General features: G+C 56.8%; 21 protein-coding genes and 1 tRNA gene. 5 read left to right on the forward strand and 17 right to left on the reverse strand.

The genetic code is table 11. The annotated features are described in order from the left end of the window. Positions 1–290 precede the first annotated feature (290 nt). From ftsH to spoIIE, 6 genes are all read right to left on the reverse strand, one after another. A complete protein-coding gene (gene ftsH, locus F591_RS0119995; RefSeq protein WP_019536393.1) occupies positions 291–2,240 on the reverse strand; it encodes an ATP-dependent zinc metalloprotease FtsH in 1,950 nt (649 codons plus the stop codon). A 70-nt stretch (positions 2,241–2,310) separates the two neighbouring features. Next, positions 2,311–2,850, reverse strand: coding sequence for a hypoxanthine phosphoribosyltransferase (gene hpt, locus F591_RS0120000; RefSeq protein ID WP_019536394.1), 540 nt, complete (start codon positions 2,848–2,850; stop codon positions 2,311–2,313). Positions 2,851–2,913: 63 nt separating this feature from the next. Beyond that, entirely contained in the window at positions 2,914–4,335 is a 1,422-nt protein-coding gene (gene tilS / locus F591_RS0120005; RefSeq protein ID WP_019536395.1) for a tRNA lysidine(34) synthetase TilS, read from the reverse strand. A gap of 77 nt (positions 4,336–4,412) precedes the next feature. Next, positions 4,413–5,327, reverse strand: coding sequence for a protein kinase domain-containing protein (locus tag F591_RS0120010; protein WP_019536396.1), 915 nt, complete (start codon positions 5,325–5,327; stop codon positions 4,413–4,415). Further along, positions 5,311–6,090 carry a vWA domain-containing protein gene (locus tag F591_RS0120015; RefSeq protein ID WP_019536397.1) on the reverse strand — a complete coding sequence of 260 codons (780 nt, stop codon included), beginning with the start codon at positions 6,088–6,090 and terminating at the stop codon, positions 5,311–5,313. The genes F591_RS0120010 and F591_RS0120015 overlap by 17 nt, the downstream gene beginning before the upstream one ends. A gap of 226 nt (positions 6,091–6,316) precedes the next feature. After that, positions 6,317–8,812: a stage II sporulation protein E gene (gene spoIIE, locus F591_RS0120020; RefSeq protein ID WP_019536398.1), complete on the reverse strand. Its 2,496-nt coding sequence runs from the start codon at positions 8,810–8,812 to the stop codon at positions 6,317–6,319. Positions 8,813–9,298: 486 nt separating this feature from the next. On the opposite strand from spoIIE, the gene F591_RS0120030 reads away from it, so the two are divergent. The 4 genes from F591_RS0120030 (at position 9,299) to F591_RS0120045 (ending at position 13,913) form a co-directional block, all read left to right on the forward strand. Continuing rightward, on the forward strand, positions 9,299–11,032 hold the full coding sequence (locus F591_RS0120030) for a LytS/YhcK type 5TM receptor domain-containing protein (protein WP_019536399.1): 1,734 nt from the start codon (positions 9,299–9,301) through the stop codon (positions 11,030–11,032). 108 nt (positions 11,033–11,140) lie between these two features. After that, positions 11,141–11,914: a LytR/AlgR family response regulator transcription factor gene (locus F591_RS0120035; protein ID WP_019536400.1), complete on the forward strand. Its 774-nt coding sequence runs from the start codon at positions 11,141–11,143 to the stop codon at positions 11,912–11,914. A 152-nt stretch (positions 11,915–12,066) separates the two neighbouring features. Next, positions 12,067–12,393, forward strand: a complete 327-nt coding sequence (locus F591_RS0120040; protein WP_019536401.1) for a DUF485 domain-containing protein — start codon at positions 12,067–12,069, stop codon at positions 12,391–12,393. Beyond that, positions 12,390–13,913 carry a solute symporter family protein gene (locus F591_RS0120045; protein WP_019536402.1) on the forward strand — a complete coding sequence of 508 codons (1,524 nt, stop codon included), beginning with the start codon at positions 12,390–12,392 and terminating at the stop codon, positions 13,911–13,913. The genes F591_RS0120040 and F591_RS0120045 overlap by 4 nt, the downstream gene beginning before the upstream one ends. Positions 13,914–13,972: 59 nt before the next feature. Here the strand turns inward: F591_RS0120045 and F591_RS0120050 are convergent. From F591_RS0120050 to F591_RS0120060, 3 genes are all read right to left on the reverse strand, one after another. Further along, positions 13,973–14,046, reverse strand: a tRNA-Met gene (locus F591_RS0120050). Between the two features lie 227 nt (positions 14,047–14,273). After that, a complete protein-coding gene (locus F591_RS0120055) occupies positions 14,274–15,791 on the reverse strand; it encodes a sensor histidine kinase (RefSeq protein WP_211217610.1) in 1,518 nt (505 codons plus the stop codon). Positions 15,792–15,818: 27 nt separating this feature from the next. After that, positions 15,819–16,514, reverse strand: a complete 696-nt coding sequence (locus F591_RS0120060; protein WP_019536404.1) for a response regulator transcription factor — start codon at positions 16,512–16,514, stop codon at positions 15,819–15,821. Between the two features lie 163 nt (positions 16,515–16,677). On the opposite strand from F591_RS0120060, the gene F591_RS0120065 reads away from it, so the two are divergent. Further along, positions 16,678–17,154 carry a hypothetical protein gene (locus F591_RS0120065; RefSeq protein ID WP_019536405.1) on the forward strand — a complete coding sequence of 159 codons (477 nt, stop codon included), beginning with the start codon at positions 16,678–16,680 and terminating at the stop codon, positions 17,152–17,154. A gap of 207 nt (positions 17,155–17,361) precedes the next feature. Here the strand turns inward: F591_RS0120065 and F591_RS0120070 are convergent, their stop codons facing one another. The 8 genes from F591_RS0120070 to yabN all read right to left on the reverse strand — a co-directional run bounded on the left by F591_RS0120070 (position 17,362) and on the right by yabN (position 22,085). Further along, positions 17,362–17,808, reverse strand: coding sequence for a S1 domain-containing RNA-binding protein (locus tag F591_RS0120070; protein ID WP_019536406.1), 447 nt, complete (start codon positions 17,806–17,808; stop codon positions 17,362–17,364). A gap of 109 nt (positions 17,809–17,917) precedes the next feature. Then, a complete protein-coding gene (locus F591_RS0120075; protein WP_019536407.1) occupies positions 17,918–18,262 on the reverse strand; it encodes an FtsB family cell division protein in 345 nt (114 codons plus the stop codon). A gap of 54 nt (positions 18,263–18,316) precedes the next feature. After that, complete coding sequence (yabQ, locus tag F591_RS0120080; protein ID WP_026326759.1) at positions 18,317–18,895, reverse strand: spore cortex biosynthesis protein YabQ; 579 nt, start codon at positions 18,893–18,895, stop codon at positions 18,317–18,319. Then, positions 18,892–19,173, reverse strand: coding sequence for a sporulation protein YabP (yabP, locus tag F591_RS0120085; protein ID WP_019536409.1), 282 nt, complete (start codon positions 19,171–19,173; stop codon positions 18,892–18,894). The genes yabQ and yabP overlap by 4 nt, the downstream gene beginning before the upstream one ends. 111 nt (positions 19,174–19,284) lie before the next feature. Then, complete coding sequence (locus tag F591_RS0120090) at positions 19,285–19,740, reverse strand: MarR family winged helix-turn-helix transcriptional regulator (protein WP_019536410.1); 456 nt, start codon at positions 19,738–19,740, stop codon at positions 19,285–19,287. Between the two features lie 74 nt (positions 19,741–19,814). Beyond that, on the reverse strand, positions 19,815–20,090 hold the full coding sequence (locus tag F591_RS0120095; protein WP_019536411.1) for an RNA-binding S4 domain-containing protein: 276 nt from the start codon (positions 20,088–20,090) through the stop codon (positions 19,815–19,817). After that, entirely contained in the window at positions 20,090–20,362 is a 273-nt protein-coding gene (locus F591_RS0120100; RefSeq protein WP_019536412.1) for an HU family DNA-binding protein, read from the reverse strand. Before F591_RS0120100 ends, F591_RS0120095 begins: the two co-directional genes overlap by 1 nt. Positions 20,363–20,432: 70 nt before the next feature. Continuing rightward, on the reverse strand, positions 20,433–22,085 hold the full coding sequence (yabN, locus tag F591_RS0120105; RefSeq protein ID WP_019536413.1) for a bifunctional methyltransferase/pyrophosphohydrolase YabN: 1,653 nt from the start codon (positions 22,083–22,085) through the stop codon (positions 20,433–20,435). Between the last annotated feature and the right edge of the window lie 399 nt (positions 22,086–22,484).

Consider the following 22,484-nt stretch of genomic DNA (forward strand, 5'->3'; position numbering starts at 1 on the left):
GCACCATCCTTTGCTTGCGTGTGACCACCCTGATCTGTTGGCTAAAAAAGTAGGTGAAAATGTTCACAAATTGTTTAAAGATTTACACCTAATTTACACAACAACCCCTGGCGTGTCAATGCTTAAATTGCTACAAAATCAGCTGAAAACAGCCCGCTTGCAGACCGTCTTTCCTGCTATGTTCCCTAAGGCTAGTTTCTCGTACAACGAGCCGATTTAGCCCTGCAGAATACAGGAAGCCAGCAAAATGGAAAAGACCGCACCGTGAAGGTGCGGTCTGCTTAACAGCTTTAATGTTTATTCTCATCGTCGCCCGGCTTGTCGTGCTTCGCGCTGTCTTCCGGCTGTCCTTGAATGTTGACCTTCACATCGTCGGACTTGTCGGATGAGGATTCGCTGTCGTCAAGCCTGCCGTTTTCGATCAATTGGCGAATCTGATCCTTCTCGAGCGTTTCCTTCTCGATCAGCGTTTCGGCAATCAGCTTCACCTGATCGCTGTATTTGGTCAATATTTCCTTAGCCCGATTGTAGCAGGACTGAATAATCGACTGCATCTCCTGATCGATCTCGTAGGCGATGGCATCGCTGTAGTTTTGCTCGTGGCCGATATCCCGGCCAAGGAACACTTGCCCTTGCGATGTGCCGAACTGCATCGGCCCCAGCTTGTCGCTCATGCCGAATTCGGTAATCATGCGCCGCACGATATTGGTCGACCGCTGGAAGTCGCTGTACGCGCCTGTGCCGATCTCGCCGATGAACAGTTCCTCGGACACTCGTCCCGCCAGCAAGCCGGTGACCTTGTCGAGCAGCTCCGACTTGGTCTGCATCATCCGGTCTTCGCCTTCCTTCGGCAGCATCATCACATAGCCGCCTGCGCGGCCGCGCGGGATGATCGTGACCTTGTGAACCATCTCGGCATTCTCGACATGGTAGCCGACGATCGTATGGCCGGCCTCGTGGTAAGCGACCATGCGCTTCTCCCGTTCGCTGATGACGCGGCTCTTCTTCTGCGTACCGACGATGACACGGTCGAACGCTTCGTCGATCTCGTCCATGGAGATGTCCTTGCGGTTGCGGCGGGCCGCAATGAGCGCCGCCTCGTTCAGCAGGTTCTCCAGATCCGCGCCAGTAAAGCCGGTGGTGTAGCGGGACAACTGGTCCAGCTTCACATCCTTGTTCAGCGGCTTGTTGCGGGCATGCACCTTAAGCACCGCTTCGCGCCCTTTAATGTCGGGACGGTCCACCGTAATCTGCCGGTCAAAACGGCCCGGGCGCAGCAGCGCCGGGTCGAGAATATCCGGCCGGTTCGTCGCCGCGATGATGATGATGCCTTCATTCGCGCCGAACCCGTCCATCTCGACAAGCAGCTGGTTGAGAGTCTGCTCGCGCTCGTCGTGTCCACCGCCGAGACCTGCGCCCCGCTGGCGGCCGACGGCGTCAATCTCATCTATAAAAATAATACATGGCGAGTTTTTCTTGGCATTTTCGAACAAATCGCGTACCCGCGAAGCGCCGACACCAACGAACATTTCAACGAAATCCGAACCGCTGATGCTGAAGAACGGAACGCCTGCCTCGCCGGCTACGGCCCTGGCCAAAAGCGTCTTACCGGTTCCCGGAGGACCTACGAGCAGCACGCCCTTCGGAATTCTCGCTCCCAGCGCATCGAACTTGCGGTGATCCTTCAAGAATTCGACGACCTCGACAAGCTCCTGCTTCTCTTCTTCGGCCCCCGCCACGTTCTCGAAGGTGACACGTTTTTTCTCTTCATTATAAAGTTTGGCGCGGCTCTTGCCGAAATTCATGACTTTGCCGCCGCCACCCTGCGCCTGATTCAACAGGAAGAAGAACAGGATGAAGATAATCACAAACGGGATAATGGAGGTAAGGAAACTAATCCAAACGTTGTCCCCTTCCATCTTCTCGATGATCACGCCGCCTGGCGGAATATTGCTGGATTCAATCAAGCGGAAAATCTGATCATCGAACGGCGCGCGGGTTTCGAAATTTTTCTTTTCGACGCTCGGCGCGTTCTTGTATTTCCCCCGAACCAGATACGTATATCCGTCGAACTTGACGCTAATCGCTTCAACGTTGTTGTCCACCAAGGCTTGACGGAGTTTATCGTAACTGATGACATCTCTCTGGTCGTTCTGCTGGCTGATAAAATGGACGATTCCGACAGTGACCAAAAAGATGAGTAAATAAAATCCAGTATTGCGAATAACTCGATTTGTCATCCCCTACCTCCTCTCAAAGACGTCAACTTTGTATATTGTACCACAGCAAGTCTTGCCATCACAAGAAATGCTATTGAGAGTACACTTCCGGCTTCAATATGCCAAGATAAGGAAGATTGCGGTATTTTTCGGCATAATCGAGACCGTAACCGACGACGAAAGCATCCGGTATGACGAAGCCCTTGTAATCCGCATCGAGGTCGACGGTCCGCCGCCCCGGCTTGTCGAACAGCGCTGCCACTGTGACGGATTGCGCATTGCGCCGCTCCAGAACGTCGATCAAATAGCTGAGCGTCAGCCCGCTGTCGATAATGTCCTCGACGATGAGCACATGCCGGCCTTCGACCGGCACGTCGAGATCTTTAATGATCTTGACGACGCCGGAGGACTTCGTCGAAGCGCCGTAGCTGGATACGGCCATGAAATCGATCTCCAGCGGGACGGTGATCTGCTTGATCAGATCGGACATGAACATGATTGCGCCCTTCAACACGCAGATGACCAGCGGATTGCGCCCTTCGAAATCGCGGCTTAAAATCTGGCCCATTTCCTTAACCTTGTCCTGAATCTGCTGTTCCGTAAACAGCACTTCCTGAATGTCGTTGTGCAAAAAAAGAACCTCCTATTAGGACAGCTGAATAAAATGAATAAATGTATGTAGGAATGCAGCGGATCAAGGCCGATCCGGCATGCAAACTTTCAAATGCAGCAAAGCTTCGGTCTGCTCCGTCACAGGCGCCGCGGCAGCTCTGCGCACGCCCGGGAGCCAAAGCACCGTTCCCGAGGCGTCCTCCACGACGGGGACGAGCTGCCTTATGGAAGGCGGCACTTTCGCGTCGATGAACATATCTTTTACTTTTTTCGTGCCGTTTAATCCGAGCACCTTCATCCGGTCGCCAGGCTTGCGGCTGCGAACGGTCAGCGGCAGCTTCACCTTGCCGAGATCGAACAGCGCTTCGGCTTCATCGGCCGGCCGCAGGCTGACTCCGGAGGCTTCGCGCAGCTCCATATGCAAAGTGACGCCCGTCTCGGGAATTACCAGCAGCCGATCCCCGGCCGTCATCGAGTAGGTATACGCAGAAGGTGATAACTTCATTCTATGAAAGGAAATCATGTCATATTCCCGCGTCAGCGCGATGCCCGCACCCGCTTCCAGGCGGATGTTGGGCGGTCCTGGGCGCATCGCAGCGACGCGCAGCTCCTCGATCTTCGCATAGTCCGCGGAATCGCCGTCAGCGCCAAGATAACTTAATATTAGTTTAATCAACCGTCTTTGTAAAGCAACCGGAACGGCTGCGAAAGCCGCGGCGGACAGCCGGTAAACTCCTTCTGCCGCCCGCACCTGCGAAGCATACAGACGCTTCGTCTCGGCTTGCATGTATTCGTCCTCCGCCGCCGCCATATCCGCCAGCCGGTTCAGCGCCTGCGCCAGCTTATCGTTGTAGCGTTCCAGCAGAGGCATAAGCTCGATCCGCACTTGATTGCGAAAATATTTGGTCTTCAGATTGGAGCTGTCGATCCGGTAGGCGAGCCCCCGCTGCTCGCAATATTGCACAAGGTCTGATTTGTATATACGGAGCAGCGGCCGGATAAGTTCCACGCTGTTTTTTTCCATTCTTCGCAGCGGAATTCCCGACAATCCCGCAGGCGAGGCGCCGCGCAGCACTCTCATCAATACTGTCTCCGCCTGGTCGTCGGCATGATGAGCCAATGCCACCCGGTTTGCGCCGTGCTTATAGGCCGTTTCAAGCAAAAAAGCGTAGCGCTGTTCGCGGGCGGCAAGCTGCGCGTTTTTCCCTGTTTCTTCTATATAAGAAGGAACGTCGATCTCGATCGTCTCGCACGGGATTCCTAGCCGCCGGGCTAATTCCTTCACGAACTCCGCTTCCTCGCGGGACTCCTCGCCCCGGAACCCGTGATTGACGTGCGCAGCGATCAGCCGAAAACGCCATCGCTCCGAAAGCGAAAAAAGGAGATGCAGCAGCGCCACAGAATCGGGGCCGCCCGATACTGCCGTAACGATGCCGTCTCCCGGTTGGAGCAAGCCTTCCTCTTTGATGAATCGTTCAACCTTTAAAGCCAAATCGCCGTCCATATGAAAGACCTCTATTCCTTCTGTCCTGACATTCGGCTGGCATTCGCCTGCCACCAATGTCCCGTGCGGTTATCGGGCTAAAACGGCCATGCGGTCCATAAGACCGCCGCGAACAAGGCCAGCGATGCGACGAAGCATGCGGCCAGCCAGCCCGCACCCGGCTGCTTGTCAGGCATGTGCCGGGCAGGCGATGCCAGCCGGGACCAATCGGTGAGCGCTTCGGCGGAAGCGGAGTAGCCTCCGAGCAAAGCTTTGCGCAGCACCGGGGCGATGCCGGCCAAGGCCGGAATCGACTGCAGCATGTCGAGCAGCGTATCGGTTGTCCGATTTTGCGGCAAAATGGCGCGGAAGCCGTGCAGCCGCCGCTCCTTGTCCGCGACCCCGATCCAAAGCGCCGCGAACGAGAACAGGTCGTACGCTTCGTCCGCCGTGCGCGTGCCCGCTTGCCAGAAGCCCCGGTCGAACACCTCGGTAAACTGCTTGACCGACCGCCCCATAGCCGTTATTCCCCCGAAATCGATCAAGTGCACCTCGCCGTAACGCGATACGAGCAAATTTTCCGGCTTGAGGTCGCAGAACGCATACCCGTTGCCGTGAAGCTCGGTTAATTTTTTCAGCAGCCGCATGCCGATCACAGGAATCCAGTCGGTTCCGAACTGCTTGATAAACTCGTTCAAGGTGATGCCGCGGACATATTGGGTGACGAAGAACGGATATTCCCGCCCGCTTGCCACCGCATCGTCGACATCGACCAAATAATTCTTAAAGGAAGTCGAAGACTTGGACAGCTCGCGCAGGACGTTCGCTTCCGACTGATGATCCAAAGCGTCGTGCCCTATCTTCATCGCGAGCAGCCGGCTGCCGGACCGCACGAGATAGACCCGTCCGTTGGCCCCTTCGCCAAGCAGCCGTTCGATCCGGTATTGACCGGCGTTCCATTTTCCCCTGATCATCGTCCCCGGAGCAAACGCCGGCTCAAACGATGTAGTCACTCAGCATCCCGTCCCCGTGCGCGGGCATCGTATTCCGTCCGCCCGCAGCTTCTTCCTGCCGATGTGCCGAGTCGTCGTTCCCGGCAATACCGGCGGATTCCCGGTAATATTGCACGACACGGATCAGAGCGGGCCCCGTGGGCGTCGCTCCCCTCATGTTTAATTTATAAAACAACCGGCCCAGATTTGCAAGATCGCTCGTCCAGCCAAGATCGAGCTTCACCGGCTCGTCCCCCGACACATTCCCGGGGAAATGAAACACGGCCATGCGGCTCTTGCCCGCCCGCGCCTGCAGACTGAGCTGAAGATCGTAGAGCGCCTCCTTCACCGCCTGCAGCTTCGGCTTCATGCTGGCGCTGGCATCGATCAGCAGCGCGACCTGCAGCTCGCTCGTTTCCGACAATTCGTCAATGACGCGCACGACTTCGCTTCTTTGCTCAGGCGGCAGCGCCTCCAGCCTGGACGTGCCGATAATGCCGCGAAGCTCCTGGCCGACAGCCTGCTGGATCGTCTGCATCACCGTCTGCCGCGTCATCATCTGAACCGTCCGCGACAATTGGTCCGGCGTGACGAGCCGGCTCATCCCGCCGCCCGCGCCGGCGATATCTTGAATTTCGGCGATGCCGTATTCGTCCGTCAGCCCGCCGCCGACAATGCCGATGACATTGACGACAATGCCTTCCTCCTTCGCCTGGGCGGCAGCGGCGACAGGACTGATGCCGACATTGGAGCAGCCGTCCGTAATCAAAATAATCTGCTTCATACGATCTCCTCCTCGCTTCTTACAATCTAGCATTCCCATTTCGGGAGAATGGTAAACTTAAGAAGCGGGCAGCGGGGCACAATTCCTCTGCAAGCAGAGAACAAGCATGAACAGATGCCGGCGCAATCCTACTTCGGTCTGCAAACGCGAAAAAGCCCGGCGGAGTCTCCGGCTGCTCCACTGGGCCAACATACATATTCCTATTATAGTTCATATCGCCAGGGGGTCAGCTGACCGTCTTCGGCCGTTCGATGCGGGTAAGCCCGGGCCAGCGGAATGTCGCCCATTCCGGCCGAAACTTGCTGATGCGCGCGACGACAACGGTCATATCGTCGTAAATTTCCCCATGGTGGTAACGGACGACCCGCTCCAGCAAAATATCGGCCATCTCCTGAGGGGAATCCGTCTCGATTTCCGAAATCATCCGCTTCATCCACAGCTCCTTGTTCACCGCGTGTCCCGGCGCGTCATAGATGCCGTCGGTCATCATGATGAGAATATCCCCGTCCTGCAGAGGCATTCCGATCAAATCGACGTCGATCTCGCTCACAATGCCTACCGGCAAATTGTTGGCCGTTACCGGGAACACCTCCTGGCCCCGCTTGATGAAGCTGGGCGTCGAGCCGATTTTCATAAAGGTCGTATTGGCATTATACAGATCGATCAGCGCCATGTCGACCGTCGCGTACATTTCTTCGGAGGACCTGAGCATAAGCACCGAATTGACCGATTTGATCGCCAGCTTCTCGTCCATTCCCGATTGCAGCAGCTGCTGCAAAATGTTCAGCGCCGCGCTGCTCTCCGCTCTGGCCCGCTCCCCGTTGCCCATGCCGTCGCTGAGCGCGACCGCGAACTTGCCGTTGCCCAGCTCGACCGTGCTGAAGCTGTCGCCCGACAGCAGGTCGCCTCCCTTGGCCGCCCCGGCGACGCCTGTCTCGACCTCGTATTCCTTCGCCGAACCGAAGACGACGGTGCTGTACCCCTCGCGCCGCTCGATCGGCTGCTCATGCTTCACGGCGATGTTCTCGCCGACGATCTCGGAGAGCAGCGGAGCGATAATTTTGCGGCATTCGTCAAAGCCTTTCGTATATTGATGAATGATTTCGATCTCCACGTTGCCCTCGTCGAGGCTGATAATATCGATGCTGTGGATCGACAAGCCGAGTTCTTCGAGCGCGCTGCGAATTTGCTCCTCCTGCATGAACAGCTCCTGGCCTTCCCGCTTGATCTCGCGGGCCAAATCCTCCATGACCTGAGAGACGCCGGACAGCTGCTCGGCAACGAGCTGGCGGCTGTCGATAAGCTGTTTTTTCCAATGCAAGTCGTTTTTGTACAAGCGGTACTGCTGCTTCATCACCTCGAGCACCTGATCGGGCTTGATGCATATTTTTTTCCACGCGGGAGCGATATCCCGGCGGCTCATATTTTCCCTGATTTCCACCTCCGTCATCATGTCCGTCATATACTTGTACGTCTGATAGAAGCTCTCGTCCCAGCACTTCTTCCGCTTCCAGCAGTTCGCGCAAGATTTCTCCGCGACGGCGTTCATAAAGTGGCCTACTTCCTCCTCCTTCTGTAGCGGCTGCGCGTCGGCCGTCACCTGCTTGAAGCTGCGGGCCAGCTGTCGAAACACTTCGGAAAACTGCTCCACGCGGCTCGCAGTGACATCGCGCACCCGCTTGGCATAGTCGTGCTGCGACTTCAAATTTTCCTGCGTGCCCGGCACGTACTTGGCCAATGTTTGAATGAGGCCGGCCGGCGTCAGCACGAACAACGCCACGGCTGCGATCGATTCCCATGTCGAGGCCAGCACGTCGGCCTGATTGCCGATATAGATCGACAGGATGGAGGAGCCGAGCAGCATGCCGAACGACACGGCCATTTTGCGCCCTTCCCGAAGCAGACCGGCCAGCATGCCGGCAAAGGCGAGCAGGCTCATCTGATAAATGGCGGAAGCGTCGGCCAAGCTCAGGATCAGTCCGGAGATGACGCCGACCGACGCCCCGAACGGCGCCCCGCCGACCAGGGCGAACAGCAGAATCAAATACCTGGACAGCACATGCTCGGCAGTGACGGGCCCGACGATCCAGCCGACCGTTCCGGTCATGACGGAGGCCAGCAGTATAATGAGGCAGATCACCTCCTCGTGCTTCAGCACGTAATTTTTGCGGTTCAGCGTGAAGACCGGAATCGCCTGCAAAAAGATGTGCGTCAGGATCAGCCCGAGCATCGACTCGACCGCGGTCAGCATCAGCGTATACCAGCTGAGCTGGGCCGAGACGAGATACGAGAACAGCTGGACGGAGAAGGTGGAGGCGAAGACGATCGCCGGCGCATAGGAAATATCCGAGCGCTCGAAGCGTTCGACGCCTTTCTGAATGAGCAGAAACACCAGCATCTCGACCGCGATATATCCCATATGAAGCGGCTGTGCCGAGAACAAGCTGCCCGCGGAGAGGAATAGGGCCGTCCAGAACAGCAGCTCCCTGCGCAAAAAATAGATGACCGCGAAATACGCTACCGCAAACGGCGTAAGCTGATCGAGAATCATCGCCCTTCCCAGCAGGAAAGCCATGGCGAGCAGCAGCAGCGACCATTTCTTGGCGATGACCGATTGAATTAGCCGATTTTTCGCCAGCGCATCCGTCACGCTGCCCGCCGCTTTGTTCCAGGCTCCCCTCCAAGCCGTACCGATCTGATGAAATCCGAATTTCTTTGGCATAATTTCACGACACCACCCATAGGTTATTTGTGAGGACTAGTATACTCACTCTCGTGCAGGAAGTTTGTCAGAATCGGTTGGCGGCGCAAAAGTTTTTTCCGACAAAAAGGGAGGCTTGCGCGAAATCCGCCATTCCTTGTTATTCTCTGGTATGTAAGCGCATCCAAAACAGCGAACGGACGACGCGGGAGGACGTACGTTCGCATCCGGCACCGGGAATCTTCGTCCGATTGCGTTATAACGTGTCGATTGAGGTGCCTCTCGCGGACCATCCGACAAAACAAGCCTATTTTATCCTTACCCGTCCGCTTCGCCTCCAAAACGGAGTCCGCTATCGGATTTTCTTCTGAATCCGCAAGCGGAGGAAGGAGTTTGCCCGTTCGGCAGCAAACCTTATTTATAGCGAAATACCGGATGACCTGACCGGTCTTCCCTGCGCTTTGTTTTACACGACGGCCGAGCGTTGATTCGGCTGGAAGGAAGCGGGTGACGGCAATCGACTCTTTGACGCTGCAGCTCTTTGAGCGCATGGGCATACTGCTCATCATCACCTTTATCATTACCAGAACCCCTCAATTCCGCTATCTGCTGGAACGGCGGAGGACGGTGCGGCGCGGACTGCTGTTCGCCGTTTTTTTCGGACTGGTCAGCATCGCTGGCACCTATGCGGGAGTAAAGGTCGGAGCGGAGAGCAGCGACCAATCCTTGCTGATTCCGCCGCTCGCGCAGCATGAAGCGATGGCGGATTCCGCGCTGATCGGAGTGATCGTTGCCGGTTTGCTCGGCGGTGCGCTGGTCGGTACCGGCTCGGGGCTGATCTCGGGCATCCACGCTTATTGGCTAGGCGGGATGACGGGGATGGCCGATTTGATCGTGACCCCGATCGTAGGCCTCCTCGCGGGACTCATCGCCCGTTTTTTCGCCGACGAGCGCATCATCGCTCCGATCAAAGCGCTGTTCATCAGCGTATTTCCGCCGTTTCTGCAGATGGGTGCGGTTCTTGTCGTGCACGAATCCTCGGAAGATGCCATCCGCCTCGTCAATTTGATCGGCGGGCCTATGGTCGTGGCCAACAGCATTGGCGTGGGCATCTTCGTAGCTATGATTTTGACCGCGATCAACGAAGAAGAGCGGGCCGCAGCGCTGGAGACGCAGAGGGCGCTTCATATCGCCGAGCTGGTGCTGCCTTACTTGAAGCAGGGAATAACCTACGAAACGGCGGGCGCTACCGCCGATATTATGCTTCGCGAGCTGCGGGCGGATGCCGTGGCCGTAACGGATACGGAGCGAATATTGGCTTATGCCGGAATCGGCGCCAATATCAAGGACGAGCCTATACGAACGGACCTGTCCCGCAAGGCCCTGCTTACGGGCGAGATACAGATCGCGCGGACTCGCGAGCAAATCCAGCCGCATCTTGCGTCGATCGCCGCGGCCATTATCATCCCGTTTCGCAGCGGCGGTAAAGTGGCCGGTCTCATTAAGCTGTACTTCCAAAGCATTCGGCAAATCAGACCGGTAGAAGAAGCGCTCGCGCGCGGGCTCAGCAAGCTGATTTCCATCCAGCTTGACTTCGCCTTGTCCGAGCAGCTCCGCGGACTGATGAAGGATGCCGAGCTCAAAGCGCTGCAAGCCCAAATCAATCCGCATTTTTTATTCAATACGCTGAATGCCATCGTTACACTGATCCGTATTGACCCGGACTCGGCAAGACAAATTACCGTCAAGCTCGGCCATTATTTGCGCATGAACTTGACGATGACGCAGTCGGCTGTCGTATCGCTGGCCCAAGAGCTGGATCATTTGCAAACGTACTTGAGCATTTTGCGGATACGCTTTGAGGACAGCCTTGTTGTTCGGCTACAGTGCGACGCGGGGCTGGAGTCGGTCCGCATCCCTCCGTCCACCCTGCAGCCTCTGGTGGAAAACTGCATTCAGCACGGCTTTAAAGGAAAAACCGACGCCGGAAGAATCGATATCACCCTTAGGCGCAGCGGGTCTTATTTAAAAATCAGCATCGAGGATAACGGCAAAGGATTCGACGCCGAACAGCTCGCCAGACTGGGCACGGCTCCGCTGCAATCCGGCGAGAGCACCGGTCTCGGCCTGCACAATGTGAACCGCCGTCTCGTCCATTTATTCGGAACCGAGGCCGGGCTAACCTTCTCCAATTCCCCGAAGGGAGGGGCTTGTATTGAATTCAAGCTTCCTCTATTTTGAAAATTTGGAGGTATACGCCGACAAAATTTCAATACCGCAGGTGACGGCCGATGACGACAGGAAGCGCTCGTCATAGGCGTCTATCATGGATAAAAGGTGGGCTGCTTCATGAGAGTCATGATCGCTGAAGACGAACGGTTAGCTCGCGAAGAGCTTATTTTTTTGCTGTCCCAGGAACAAGATGTCGAGCTGCTTCCCTGGGCGTCTAACGGAACCGAGCTGCTGGAGCTGGCAAGCCGCCATCGGCCGCAGGTCGTCTTCGTGGACATCCAGATGCCGGGGCCGGATGGCATGGAGACAGCGGAGAAGCTGCTGCAAAGCGAGCATCCCCCGTATATCGTGTTTGCGACCGCCTTCGAGCAATATGCCATCGACGCGTTCCGGCTGGAAGCGGTCGATTATTTGCTCAAGCCTTACGATCAGGAGCGCCTTGGCCGGACGCTGCAGCGCATCCGGCACAAGCTTTCCTCGACCGCGATTCCCCGGACCGGAGAAAGCAGAGCAAGGCCGGCGGCTCCCTTGAGAGCGGATGCCGCGGGAGTGAAGCCGAAGCTGCTCATCGATAACGGGAGCCGCATTATCGTTGTCGATCCGGCGGAAATCGCCTTTGCCTCGAAAGAGGAGAAGTGGACCCGCATCCATATGATGGACGGCCAGGTGTATGCCGCCAGACTGACTCTGCAGGAGCTGGAGGAGCAGCTCGGAAGTCCAGGCTTCTTCCGCACTCACCGAAGCCATCTGGTCAATATGGAGTGCATCGACGAGCTGGAGCCGTGGTTTAACGGCGCTTACAACCTGATTCTGGGCGATGCGAAGCAAAGCCGCGTGCCCCTCTCCAGAGTAGCCTCGAAAGAGCTGATCCGACGGCTGCAAGGCACCTAACGTTCGCAGCGCGCCGGGAACCATTCAGCACCCGCATTTCTCACTTTGAGGCGCGATTTTTGACATTTCAGGCCAAAAAGCGAAAAAGGACAACCATTCCGTGATATGATTAATAAAGCGCTTACATTAATTGTAAAAGGGAGGAGTCGCTTATGAATCAATCCTCGAAATCATCATACAGCAGGATTGCCGAATCTGCTCGCTTCCGCTTGCTCATGTCGCAGAAGAAACGTTTTATTATGCCCATGTCCCTTTTCTTCCTCGTGTTTTATTTTGTCCTGCCCATCATGACCTCGTATTCCGCGGTGCTGAATCAGAGCGCGTTCGGCCCGATCACCTGGGCTTGGGTGTTCGCCTTCGCCCAATTCATCATGACCTGGATCTTGTGCTCGCTTTATACGCGCAAAGCGCGGGCGTTTGACGCCATAGCCGAGCAAATTAAAGCCGAAGCCGGCGCGGCCAAGGAGGTACAGCGATGAATACAGCCTTTCTCCTCTTTCTTGTTATCGTGGCCGGAACGCTGGTCATCACCTATTATGCAGCCAAAAAAACGAAAACCGCCAGCGAATTTTACACAGCGGGCGGCGGCCTGACCGGTTGGCAGAACGGTCTCGCCATCGCCGGCGACTACATGTCCGCCGCTTCTTTTCTCGGCATCGCCGGCATGGTCGCATTGTTCGGGTTCGACGGCTTTTTCTACAGCATCGGCTTTCTTGTCGCCTATCTTGTCGTGCTCTACTGGATCGCAGAGCCTCTGCGAAACCTGGGCAAATATACGATGGCCGATATGATTGCGGCCCGATTCGATAACAAGAAGGTGCGCGGCGTGGCTGCGCTGAATTCGATCACGATCTCCATCTTCTATATGATCGCGCAATTGGTGGGGGCCGGCGCCTTGATCAAGCTGCTGCTCGGCCTCGATTATACGACGTCCGTGCTGATCGTAGGCCTTCTGATGACCGTCTATGTCGTTTTTGGAGGCATGACGGCGACCAGCTGGGTCCAGATTATCAAGTGCGTACTGCTGATGGCCGGCACGTTCATCATTTCGCTGATCGTCTTTGCCAAATTCGATTTCAATATCGTCACGATGTTCGAGAAAATGCAGACGGCCACGCCGCTGAAAGACACGTTCCTCCATCCCGGCAACAAATTCGGCAGCGGTCTCGATACGCTTTCCTTAAATATGGCTCTTGTTCTTGGTACGGCGGGACTTCCGCATATCCTGATCCGCTTCTTTACCGTGAAGGACGCCCCGACGGCCAGGCAATCCGTCGTTGTCGCCACATGGGTGATCGGCCTTTTCTATGTGATGACCATCTTCCTCGGCTTTGGCGCGGCGGCATTCGTCGGCCACGATGCGATCGTGAACGCCAATGCCGCGGGGAACATGGCAGCGCCGCTGCTCGCCAAAGCGCTGGGAGGAGACTTCCTGTTCGCATTCGTCTCCGCCGTCGCCTTCGCCACCATTCTCGCCGTCGTCGCCGGTCTTGTGCTGTCAGCTGCCTCCGCATTCGCCCATGACTTTTACAGCCATATCGTGCGCAAAGGGGCGGCGACCGAGAAAGAACAGGTCATCGCGGCCAAGCTCGCTTCGGTAGGGGTGGCGATCATCTCCATCATCCTGGCGCTGTTTGCCCAAAAGCTGAATGTCGCTTTTCTGGTCGCCCTGGCGTTCTCGGTTGCCGCCAGCGCCAATCTGCCGGTGCTTATGCTCACGGTATTCTGGAGACGCTTCAATACCGCCGGCGCCGTTACAGGCATGCTGTCCGGATTAATCTGTTCCTTGCTCATCGTCGCCATCAGCCCCAATATTTGGGACCCGATTCCGGGTAACGCCATCCTTGTCGGCACTCCGCTGATCGAGCTGACGAATCCCGGGATTATTTCCATTCCGGTCGGTTTCCTCGGCGCTGTGCTCGGCACGCTGTTCTCTTCCAGGCGCGATGCTGCAAAGTACGACGAAATTTTAGTGAGAGCCAATACGGGAATGCAGTAGAATGAGTAGAATGAAGAAGACGCCTTGCGGCGTCTTCTATAAGCTCTCCATATGCCATATAGCGGCGGAGGGGATCGAACCCCCGACCTCACGGGTATGAACCGTACGCTCTAGCCAGCTGAGCTACGCCGCCATAACAAGCTGTAGTATATAACAGCCTGCGTCTGCTTGTCAAGCGAATTCGGCGCCAGGGCAATCCCGCCCGGCCTGCCGCCGCCGCACAGCGTGCGCGCTGCAGAAAACGGCGCCCGACTCGCTGTATCACCAATATTCTCCGTTCAGCGGCTTCCACATTTAGGGTAGCGATCATACGAAGGGAATGCCTGCTGTCGCCATCGGACGGCAACGGCAGCATTCCCTCTATAGCTGCCGGCCATTGCCATCCATTTCTTTCTTGCCGCAGCTTCCGGATGCGGTCGGCAATTCGATGACCATCTCGGCTCCCGTTGCTGCATTCCGAGCCCAGATGCGGCCCTCATGCTTCTCGATAATGGACTTGCTGATCGCCAAGCCGAGCCCGAATTGCCCCTGCTTGCCTTTAAAAAATCGGTCGAAAATATGCGGCAGCTCCTCCGTCTCGAAGCCGGGCCCGTCATCCGTTATTCGCAGCTCTGCCCTCGCCTCGTTCACAGGCTTTGCGGCAATGACGATCGAGCTCTCCGCATACCGGATGCTGTTGCTGATCAAATTGGTCAAAGCGCGGGATAACTTCTCCCGGTCCGCGAACAGTTCGATCGGGCTTGAAGCCGGGACGATTGTAATTTCGACGCCTTTTTGCAGCGCAATGCCGTTCATCCGCTCGACGCAGCCAGTAATCCACTCGTTCAGATCAAATTGGGAATAAGGCTCGTTCTCTTCCACCGCTTCCAACCGGGATAAATAAAGCAAATCCCCCACCAGCTCGGTCAATCGCTCCGTTTCCTTCAAAATGACGTCGACCGCGGCGGCTTGCTCCACAACGTTATAACGAATCCCTTCGGCGTAGCCTTGAATCGACATCAGAGGCGTTCGCAGCTCGTGAGAAACGTTTTGCAGAAACGTCTTTTGAGCGCTGTCATAGCGCTCGAGCTTCTCGGTCATAGCATTGATATTGCGCACGAACTCCCGCCATTCGTCCTCGGCCGGCAGGCCGATCTTTCCGGCGAATTTCCGCTCCGCTACGGCCCTTACGTGCGTGTTCAAAGCCGAGAACGGGGCGGAAATTTGTCTGGCGGCGCGCGAGGAGAACGATGCTGCAAGCAGAGCCGACACGCATAAGACGAAAATCAAAATCAGATTGATCGCCCATTGCAACTGCTTCACTTGCCGAAGATTCGCATAGATCACCACCCATCCCAGCCCGAACGAATTTTGATTGGATACGGACCTGACAACGGCCGCATAATCCGTCCCCGACGCCTGAAACGTGATCACATGATTTTCTTCCAGATGGCGTTGCTTGTTCAATTCATCGACCACCCGCTCCACGACGCCGGACGGGCGGTCAGACGACGCCGGGATTAAATCGATCGCTTGCTTGTCTAAGTCCAGCAACAAGAAGTCCGCGTTCAGCAAAGAGAGCGGTTCCTTCAAAGAACGGTTCAGCATCAGAACGTACATGGCCAGGTTCAGAGACCCGTCCGCCTGTTTCGTGTTCTCCAGCCGCGGAAAGATAGCGCCATTCTGCGTGTTCCAAGGCTTGGGAAGGTTCGGAAACTCGGGAAGCGGCAGGCCGGGAATGCGCAACGCGGCTTCCACGGCGCTCGAAGCGACCTTTTGCAGCTGCACCACAATATCGTTGCGGATATATAGCCCGACGGCGATGTTGAACATGACGGCGGTGAGCGCAACCAATAGAAGGATGACCGCAAAATTCGTTTGGAAAATTCGCCGTTTCACCGTCAGCCTCATCATCTCATCATCCCATCATCTCTTGTCGTAGATTGCGAATCCGAACGCCCTCACCGTTTCGATCTTCAGTTCAGCTCCGGCGTCAGACAGCTTCCTGCGGATTCGTTTGATCATATCGTCGGTCGCCCGGCTCTCCACTTCGCTCTCGAACCCCCAAATTTTATTCAGAAGCTCGTTTCTTCCGACAGCCCGATTTTTGTTCATAGCCAAGTACAGCAGCAGGGAAAACTCCATGCCCGTCAAGCGGACGTCCCGCCCCTGCACTTCCGCCCGCCTGGCGTCGGGGTCGATCGCGACATTACCGATGACCACCGTGTTATCGTGGGAGCGGTGCAACCGGTCCAGTTCCATCCTTTGGAACATCCGTTTTATTCTGGCGACCAGCTCGAGCGGACTGAACGGCTTGGTCAAATAGTCGTCGCCGCCGAGCGCAAATCCGGCTATTTTATCAGGCTCCGTATCTTTGGCGGACACGAACACGATCGGAACGCTGCTGATTTGGCGAACGGCGGAACAAAGCGAATAGCCGTCCAAACCGGGCATCATGATGTCCATTACCAGAAGATCCGCCGGTCGCCGGCGAAAATGATCCTGCGCGGCACGGCCGTCCTGGAACGTTTCCACCTCGAATCCTTCCTTGATCAGAAACGACTGGATGATGTTGCATATGTTCTTTTCGTCGTCGATGACATAAATGAGCTTGGTCTTCATCCTGTTCACCCTAGGTTCATTGTAGCAAGTGTGCGCGCGGAGTGTCTAACCGCCAGCGCGATTTGCCACACGGTTGCCGCAATTGTGCGGAGATTCCCGCCTGGTTCGAGCGGTAAGATGGATGTGCAACAACAAATTGAATGAAGGAAAGGTGTGTTTGTCCATGTCCATGAACAAAAGCATGACCATCGGCATTTTGGCGGGAGCAATCTGCCTGCTGGGAGCCGCAGCCGCCGTGTCATCCGCGAATGCGGCAAACCGTCCCGCCGAGACGAGCTCCTCAGCAAACGTCGTTGAAGCCCCTTTGAATGTTCGTCCGATTCTAACCGGCGATTCGGAAGGGTTCGGCCAGTCGATCCGGGATGCGCTGGACGAACTGGTCAACAACGGAACGATCACGCAAGCTCAAGCCGACGCGGTGCTGGCGACAACAACCGTCAATACGCTGGATACGCTTGTCGAGTCCGGAACCATTACGCAAGAGCAGGCGGATGCCATCAAGGCCGCCATCAAGGCTGCCATGAACGCCAAGATGGACGAGATAAGAGCTGCCATAGAATCCCGTCTCGGCGAATTGAAAGAGAAAATCGGAAGCGGCTTGAACCTGAAGCAACCCGAGCTTCCTAACATTCCCTTCTAGCGTGCCCCCAAGACGGAACACTGTACGAATTCAGGTGGGCGTTCAGCCCCAATAAGCGGAATCGGCGTGCATGAATCTGAGCCTGCCCCTCAAGTTGAAGCATGTGTTCGCGGCTGGCGAGCACCGATTCAAAAAGAAAAGCCGCTCGGAGCGTCCTAATCGCGCTCCAAGCGGCTTTTGCCATTCGTTGCAATGTATATCTGCAGGTCAATCGCGGCGTCCGCCGCGGCCGCCCCGCTTCGAATCCTGCTTGCGCAGGGAAGAAATACGATCTTCGCTATCCCTCAAGAACCGGGCCATCTTATCTTCAAAGGAGAGCTTGCCTGCGGGAGGTCTGCCGCCACGGCCGCCGCGGTCTCCCCGGTTAAACCCGCCACGGTCGCCTTTGTCAAAACGGGGCTTAGGGGCATCTGCAGGTTTATCGACGGCTTGTTTGATCGATAGGCCGATCTTGCCGTCCTTGTCGACATTAATCACTTTCACGGTGACGATGTCGTTCAGCTTAAGATGATCGTTCACATCCTTAACGTAATTGTCCGCAATTTCCGAGATGTGCACAAGGCCCGTCACTCCCTCGGAAAGCTCGACGAACGCCCCAAAGTGAGTAATGCCTGTCACTTTCCCTTGCAGCTTGCTGCCCACTTCGATTGCCATAAAGTAAAATGATCCTCCCTTAAATAGTTAAAAAAAACCGACTACGCCGATTATAACGCACGCCGAAAATACGGTCAACACAAGGTTTGCCCGATTTGGCGCCCATTTATCAATTGGGGTTCCCCGGAGGGATGAAGAGCGTCTCCCCCTCCTTGATATAGTGAAGCTCCTTGCGAATTTTTTGCTCGATATATTCAGGATCGTTCAAGCGGGCGATCTCCAGCTTGTACTGTTCGTTCGTTGTCTTCGTTTCCTGAAGCTTCTGCTCGAGAGCCGCTACCTTCTCGCTCCGTTCTGCGATCTTTCCAACCTGATTCCACAAAGTAACGCCAGCCCAGCTCAAAAAGCAACCAAAGATAATCATGACGAAACGGCGCCTGCGGTACGCGCCTTTGCTCTGCGACGGCTTCGCAGCCGAATCTTTCCGCTGGCTGTTGGGTGGGACGGATCGCATGAAACCAAGTTTCCTCCTTGAGCTAAGATATTGAAGGCTCTCGCGGGGATGAGCTTACGGGAAGAATCGGCGAAACCAGCCGACGAGGCGGCGTGCCGGAGCCTTCATCCATGCAGGAACAGGAAAACGCAACCGGCTGACCAACGGCTTGGTCAACCACAATACGAATTTCCAGAGTGGCAATACCAATTGTAGCATAATTTTGTACAAGAATATAGCAGTGGCCGTCAAAAAGCCGATGAGGACGATCAGCAGCCTGTACAGCCAGCGCGCCGGAGCGACGATAATTAGCTCGATCATGCGGCGTCCGATGCGAAAGGCAGCCACGCTGACGCGAATGCAGAAGCGGATCAGCCGAACGACCAGGCCGCTGAACAGCAGGAAGTACAAGCAGATGCCGATGCCTAGACCCAGGAAAATAAACGGGCGAATCTCTCCCCAATTGCTTTCGTACAACAGCAGGAAAACGAAGATGGTGCCGATGAACCAGTAGAGGAGGTCCAGAACCGCCTTCAACCAAGGGGCAACCTTCAGCTGGCCGGCAAGGACCCGATACAGGTCGAACAGCGTTCCGAGGGACATCCCCCCGAGGCACATCATCCCCATTGTGACGAATTGGACGTGGAGCGTCACTTAAACAGCTTTCCCCAGAGGCCCTTGGATTTCCCCTGGTTGTTCGCATCGACATAGGCCAGCTCGTTCACGTAACCTTCAATGGCCACCAGGCCCTGCTCCAGGCTCAAATTTTTGATGTGCAAATTTTGCCCTTTGATCATCAGGAAACCGCATTCCGTCTCAAGCAAAAACTCCTCACTGTCAAAGCTCTCGACATTCATCACGCCGGAAACTTCCAGCAGCTTGCGGTTCAGCATCTTCACTTCCTGACGCTTCACCTTGTTCGGTTCCAACATGGCATGTCCCCCTCCTCACTTGAATCGTCGCTTCGCATTAACGATTAGTATATAGGTATGGAGGTCGTCCCATGTTTAGAACCGGGAATCGCTCTCAGACGCGCGGACCGGCTACAGCTGGCGCTGCGCCTCGAGACCGAGCTTCTTCAGAAGCTCGATGGCGGCTTGCTTCTCTGCCGAAGTAAGCCCTGCCGAAGCACGGCGAATCACGTCCGCATGCTCGGGAAAAATCCGGTCAAACCAGGCTGCGCCTTCGTCAGTCAGCACAGCGTAAGTTACGCGGCGATCTTCCGCACACGGCTCCCGCTTCAGCAGCCCCTTCTTCTCCAGCTTGTCGATATTATAGGTAATGCTGCCGCTCGTCAGCAACACGCGGCCGCCGATCTGCTGCAACGGAATTTTGCCCTTGTTATACAGCAGCTCCAGCACCGAGAATTCCGTGGCCGACAGCCCGTGTCGACGGATATCCCGGGTGGCGTGATCCATCATGATTTTCTGCGCCTTCGATAAGACGACGAACAGCTTTAACGACAAGGCCTGCTCCTCAGCGTCCGTATTATTGCCCATGCCTTCACCTCCGGTCAACCAGACGACGAAGGGACCGAATTGGTTCGGCCCCTTCGCAATCAGACAGCGCGGAGTCAGAACTGCCCATTCTCCGCTTTATGCGCCTCTTCCCGCAGCAGCGTGTACATCTTGGCCGCGTCCTCCTTGCGGGTGGACTCGGTCAACTGCTCTACTCGAACGGTAACGCTTTTCTGGCCGAACTGAACCGTCAGCTCGTCCCCGATCTTCACCGCGCTGCTCGGCTTCGCCTCCCGGCCGTTGATCCAGACGCGTCCTTGCTCGGATACGTCCTTGGCGACGGTGCGCCGCTTGATCAGCCTGGACAGCTTAAGAAACTTGTCAAGCCGCATTACTTCACAGCTTCTTTAAGTTTATTGCCCGCTTTGAAGACCGGAACGGTGGACTCGGCAATCACGATCTCTTGGCCGGTTTGCGGGTTGCGGCCCGTACGGCCGGAGCGCTTGCGGGTTTCGAAGGTGCCGAAGCCGATGAGCTGAACCTTCTCTCCGTTCGCCAGCGCGTCTGTTACTTCGCCGAGAAAGCTGTTCAGAACGGATTCAACATCCTTCTTCGTCAAGCCGCTTTTGTCAGCAATGCTATTGATCAGATCGGTTTTATTCATAGTACCAATATCCTCCTCGCTTAAATGGGCAGTTATCGTTATGTATTCTTTGTGATTCAGGAAAATCCTGCTAGACGCCCTTCGATCCCAGAACTTTTTTTGCTTCCTGCCACAAAGATTCCATCTCTATCAAGTCAGTTTGGTCAAAAGATTTGCCTTTTAAACGCAGCTGCTGCTCGATATAACCGAACCGGGAAGCAAATTTCCGGTTGGCCGCGGCGAGCGCTTCCTCAGGCTCAATGCGCAGAGAACGCGCCAGATTGACGACGGCGAACAGCAGGTCGCCGAGCTCTTCCCGCTGATGGTCTTTGCCGCTTCCCGCAACAGCCTGCTTGACCTCCTCCAGCTCGGAGACGATCACCGGGTATACTTCCTCCGGCCCGCTCCAGTCAAAGCCGACCTCGGCCGCCTTCTTCTGCAGCTTATAGGCTTTCATCAGGCCGGGCAAATCGCGGGGCACGCCGGACAGCGCGGATTGTGCGGAAGGATCGATTCCTTTGCTGCGCTTTTCCTCGTCCTTCATCTGCTGCCAATTGCTGAGCGCATCGTCCGCATCCCGGGCCTTGCTTTCCCCGAAAACGTGGGGATGGCGCCGGACCAGCTTCTCGTTCAAGCCTTCAATGACGTCGAAAACGGTAAATCCGCCTTCCTCCGCCTCCATCTGCGAATGCAGCATAATTTGCAGCAGCAGGTCGCCAAGCTCCTCGCGCATATGCTCGGGATCGTCCTCGTCGATCGTCTCGATCACCTCGTACGTTTCCTCGATCAAGTTTTTGCGGATCGACTGGTGCGTCTGCTCGCGGTCCCACGGGCACCCTTCCGGACTGCGCAAGATGCCCACGATCTCGTGAAGCCGGGCGAATGTCCGGTTCCGAACCGCGTCGCTGTCGGTGCGCGGCACCCACACGAGCGACAAATTGCCGTAGCCATCCACGCGGTCGAGCTCGTACAGCGGAATGCGCAAGATGCTCTCCTGCCCTGCCACGCCGAGAGCATGTCCGACGACAACCGGGTAGTCGTCCGGGTACAGCTCCATCAAGGTCAGCTTCACATCGGAGGCCGTCAGCGAGTCGTACACCTGGCCGACCACCGTATGCAGCAGCGGGTTTAGTTGATAAGCCGACAACGAGGTTCCGTCCAGCAGCTGGAAGCCTTCGATCGGATCGAATCCGAGCCGCACGAACGCCTGGTCGAGAAAGCTTTCGCCGCCAAGCAGCTGCAGCTCGACCCCTTCGGCCGGGCAGTGCTCCTTAAGCAGCTGCACCGTCTTCTCGGCAACCATCGGATGGCCGGGGACGGCGTAGACGATCTCGCCGGGTGCGGCCGCCGTATCGGGAGCCGCGGCGATCAGGCCGGACAAGCCTGCACCAAACCGTTCGGACGCCGCGCCTGCTTTGCGTCCGTCGGCCGGCTTGGCCCAGCCTATGGCAGCCGCTTTCCCGTCCTTGGCGAGCGTCAATAGCTCGCCGGCGATCGTCTCGTATACTTCTTCGAATGTGTCCTTCGCTTCGTACAAAGCGTCGAAGGTACAGTAGGGAATGCCCATCTCGTCCAGCAGAGCCACGGCGGGATGCTCGCGGGTTCTCAGGTAGATGCCCCCGCCGCCCGTTTCGGACTTCAGGGCTTGTCCTGCCGCAATCAGCTTGCTGACAATGCCTACGGTCAGCTGGTTGCAGTCGCCGGAGCCAAGTCCGACGACGGTTATGCGCGGCTTCCTATCCAAAGCGAATCGCCTCCTTCAGCGAATGGAACGCTTATTCCTGCTTGCTTCCCCGGCGCGTAGAATGAGTCCGGGGAAGCAATGGCTCCGCGCGCGGCGCGCGGAAAGCCGGGGCCCCAAGGCAGCGGGGCCGGGCGGCGCTGCGGCGAAAGCGCGCGGGTCGCCCGCGAGGCGCAGGCGGCAACTCGGCGGCGCTGCGCAGGCGCATGGGCCGCCCACGCGGCAGCGGCAGCCCACGCGACGGCGGCGGCCTACACGGCGACGGCGGCAGCCACGCGGCGCGGCGGCCTACGCGGCGACGGCGGCAGCCACGCGGCAGCGGCGGCAGCCACGCGGCGACGGCGGCAGCCCACGCGGCAGCGGCGGCAGCCACGCGGCGACGGCGGCAGCCCACGCGGCAGC

Origin of the sequence: Paenibacillus ginsengihumi DSM 21568 (assembly GCF_000380965.1) — a bacterium.
In the GTDB taxonomy this organism is placed as follows: domain Bacteria; phylum Bacillota; class Bacilli; order Paenibacillales; family NBRC-103111; genus Paenibacillus_G; species Paenibacillus_G ginsengihumi.

Bases quoted from the DNA above. Each gene is read 5' to 3' on its own strand.
- ftsH (WP_019536393.1), bottom strand. From the start codon at position 2,240: ATGACAAATCGAGTTATTCGCAATACTGGATTTTATTTACTCATCTTT.
- tilS (WP_019536395.1), bottom strand. From the start codon at position 4,335: ATGGACGGCGATTTGGCTTTAAAGGTTGAACGATTCATCAAAGAGGAA.
- F591_RS0120015 (WP_019536397.1), bottom strand. From the start codon at position 6,090: ATGAAGCAGATTATTTTGATTACGGACGGCTGCTCCAATGTCGGCATC.
- spoIIE (WP_019536398.1), bottom strand. From the start codon at position 8,812: ATGCCAAAGAAATTCGGATTTCATCAGATCGGTACGGCTTGGAGGGGA.
- F591_RS0120035 (WP_019536400.1), top strand. From the start codon at position 11,141: ATGAGAGTCATGATCGCTGAAGACGAACGGTTAGCTCGCGAAGAGCTT.
- F591_RS0120040 (WP_019536401.1), top strand. From the start codon at position 12,067: ATGAATCAATCCTCGAAATCATCATACAGCAGGATTGCCGAATCTGCT.
- F591_RS0120045 (WP_019536402.1), top strand. From the start codon at position 12,390: ATGAATACAGCCTTTCTCCTCTTTCTTGTTATCGTGGCCGGAACGCTG.
- F591_RS0120060 (WP_019536404.1), bottom strand. From the start codon at position 16,514: ATGAAGACCAAGCTCATTTATGTCATCGACGACGAAAAGAACATATGC.
- F591_RS0120065 (WP_019536405.1), top strand. From the start codon at position 16,678: ATGTCCATGAACAAAAGCATGACCATCGGCATTTTGGCGGGAGCAATC.
- F591_RS0120070 (WP_019536406.1), bottom strand. From the start codon at position 17,808: ATGGCAATCGAAGTGGGCAGCAAGCTGCAAGGGAAAGTGACAGGCATT.
- F591_RS0120075 (WP_019536407.1), bottom strand. From the start codon at position 18,262: ATGCGATCCGTCCCACCCAACAGCCAGCGGAAAGATTCGGCTGCGAAG.
- yabP (WP_019536409.1), bottom strand. From the start codon at position 19,173: ATGTTGGAACCGAACAAGGTGAAGCGTCAGGAAGTGAAGATGCTGAAC.
- F591_RS0120090 (WP_019536410.1), bottom strand. From the start codon at position 19,740: ATGGGCAATAATACGGACGCTGAGGAGCAGGCCTTGTCGTTAAAGCTG.
- F591_RS0120095 (WP_019536411.1), bottom strand. From the start codon at position 20,090: ATGCGGCTTGACAAGTTTCTTAAGCTGTCCAGGCTGATCAAGCGGCGC.
- F591_RS0120100 (WP_019536412.1), bottom strand. From the start codon at position 20,362: ATGAATAAAACCGATCTGATCAATAGCATTGCTGACAAAAGCGGCTTG.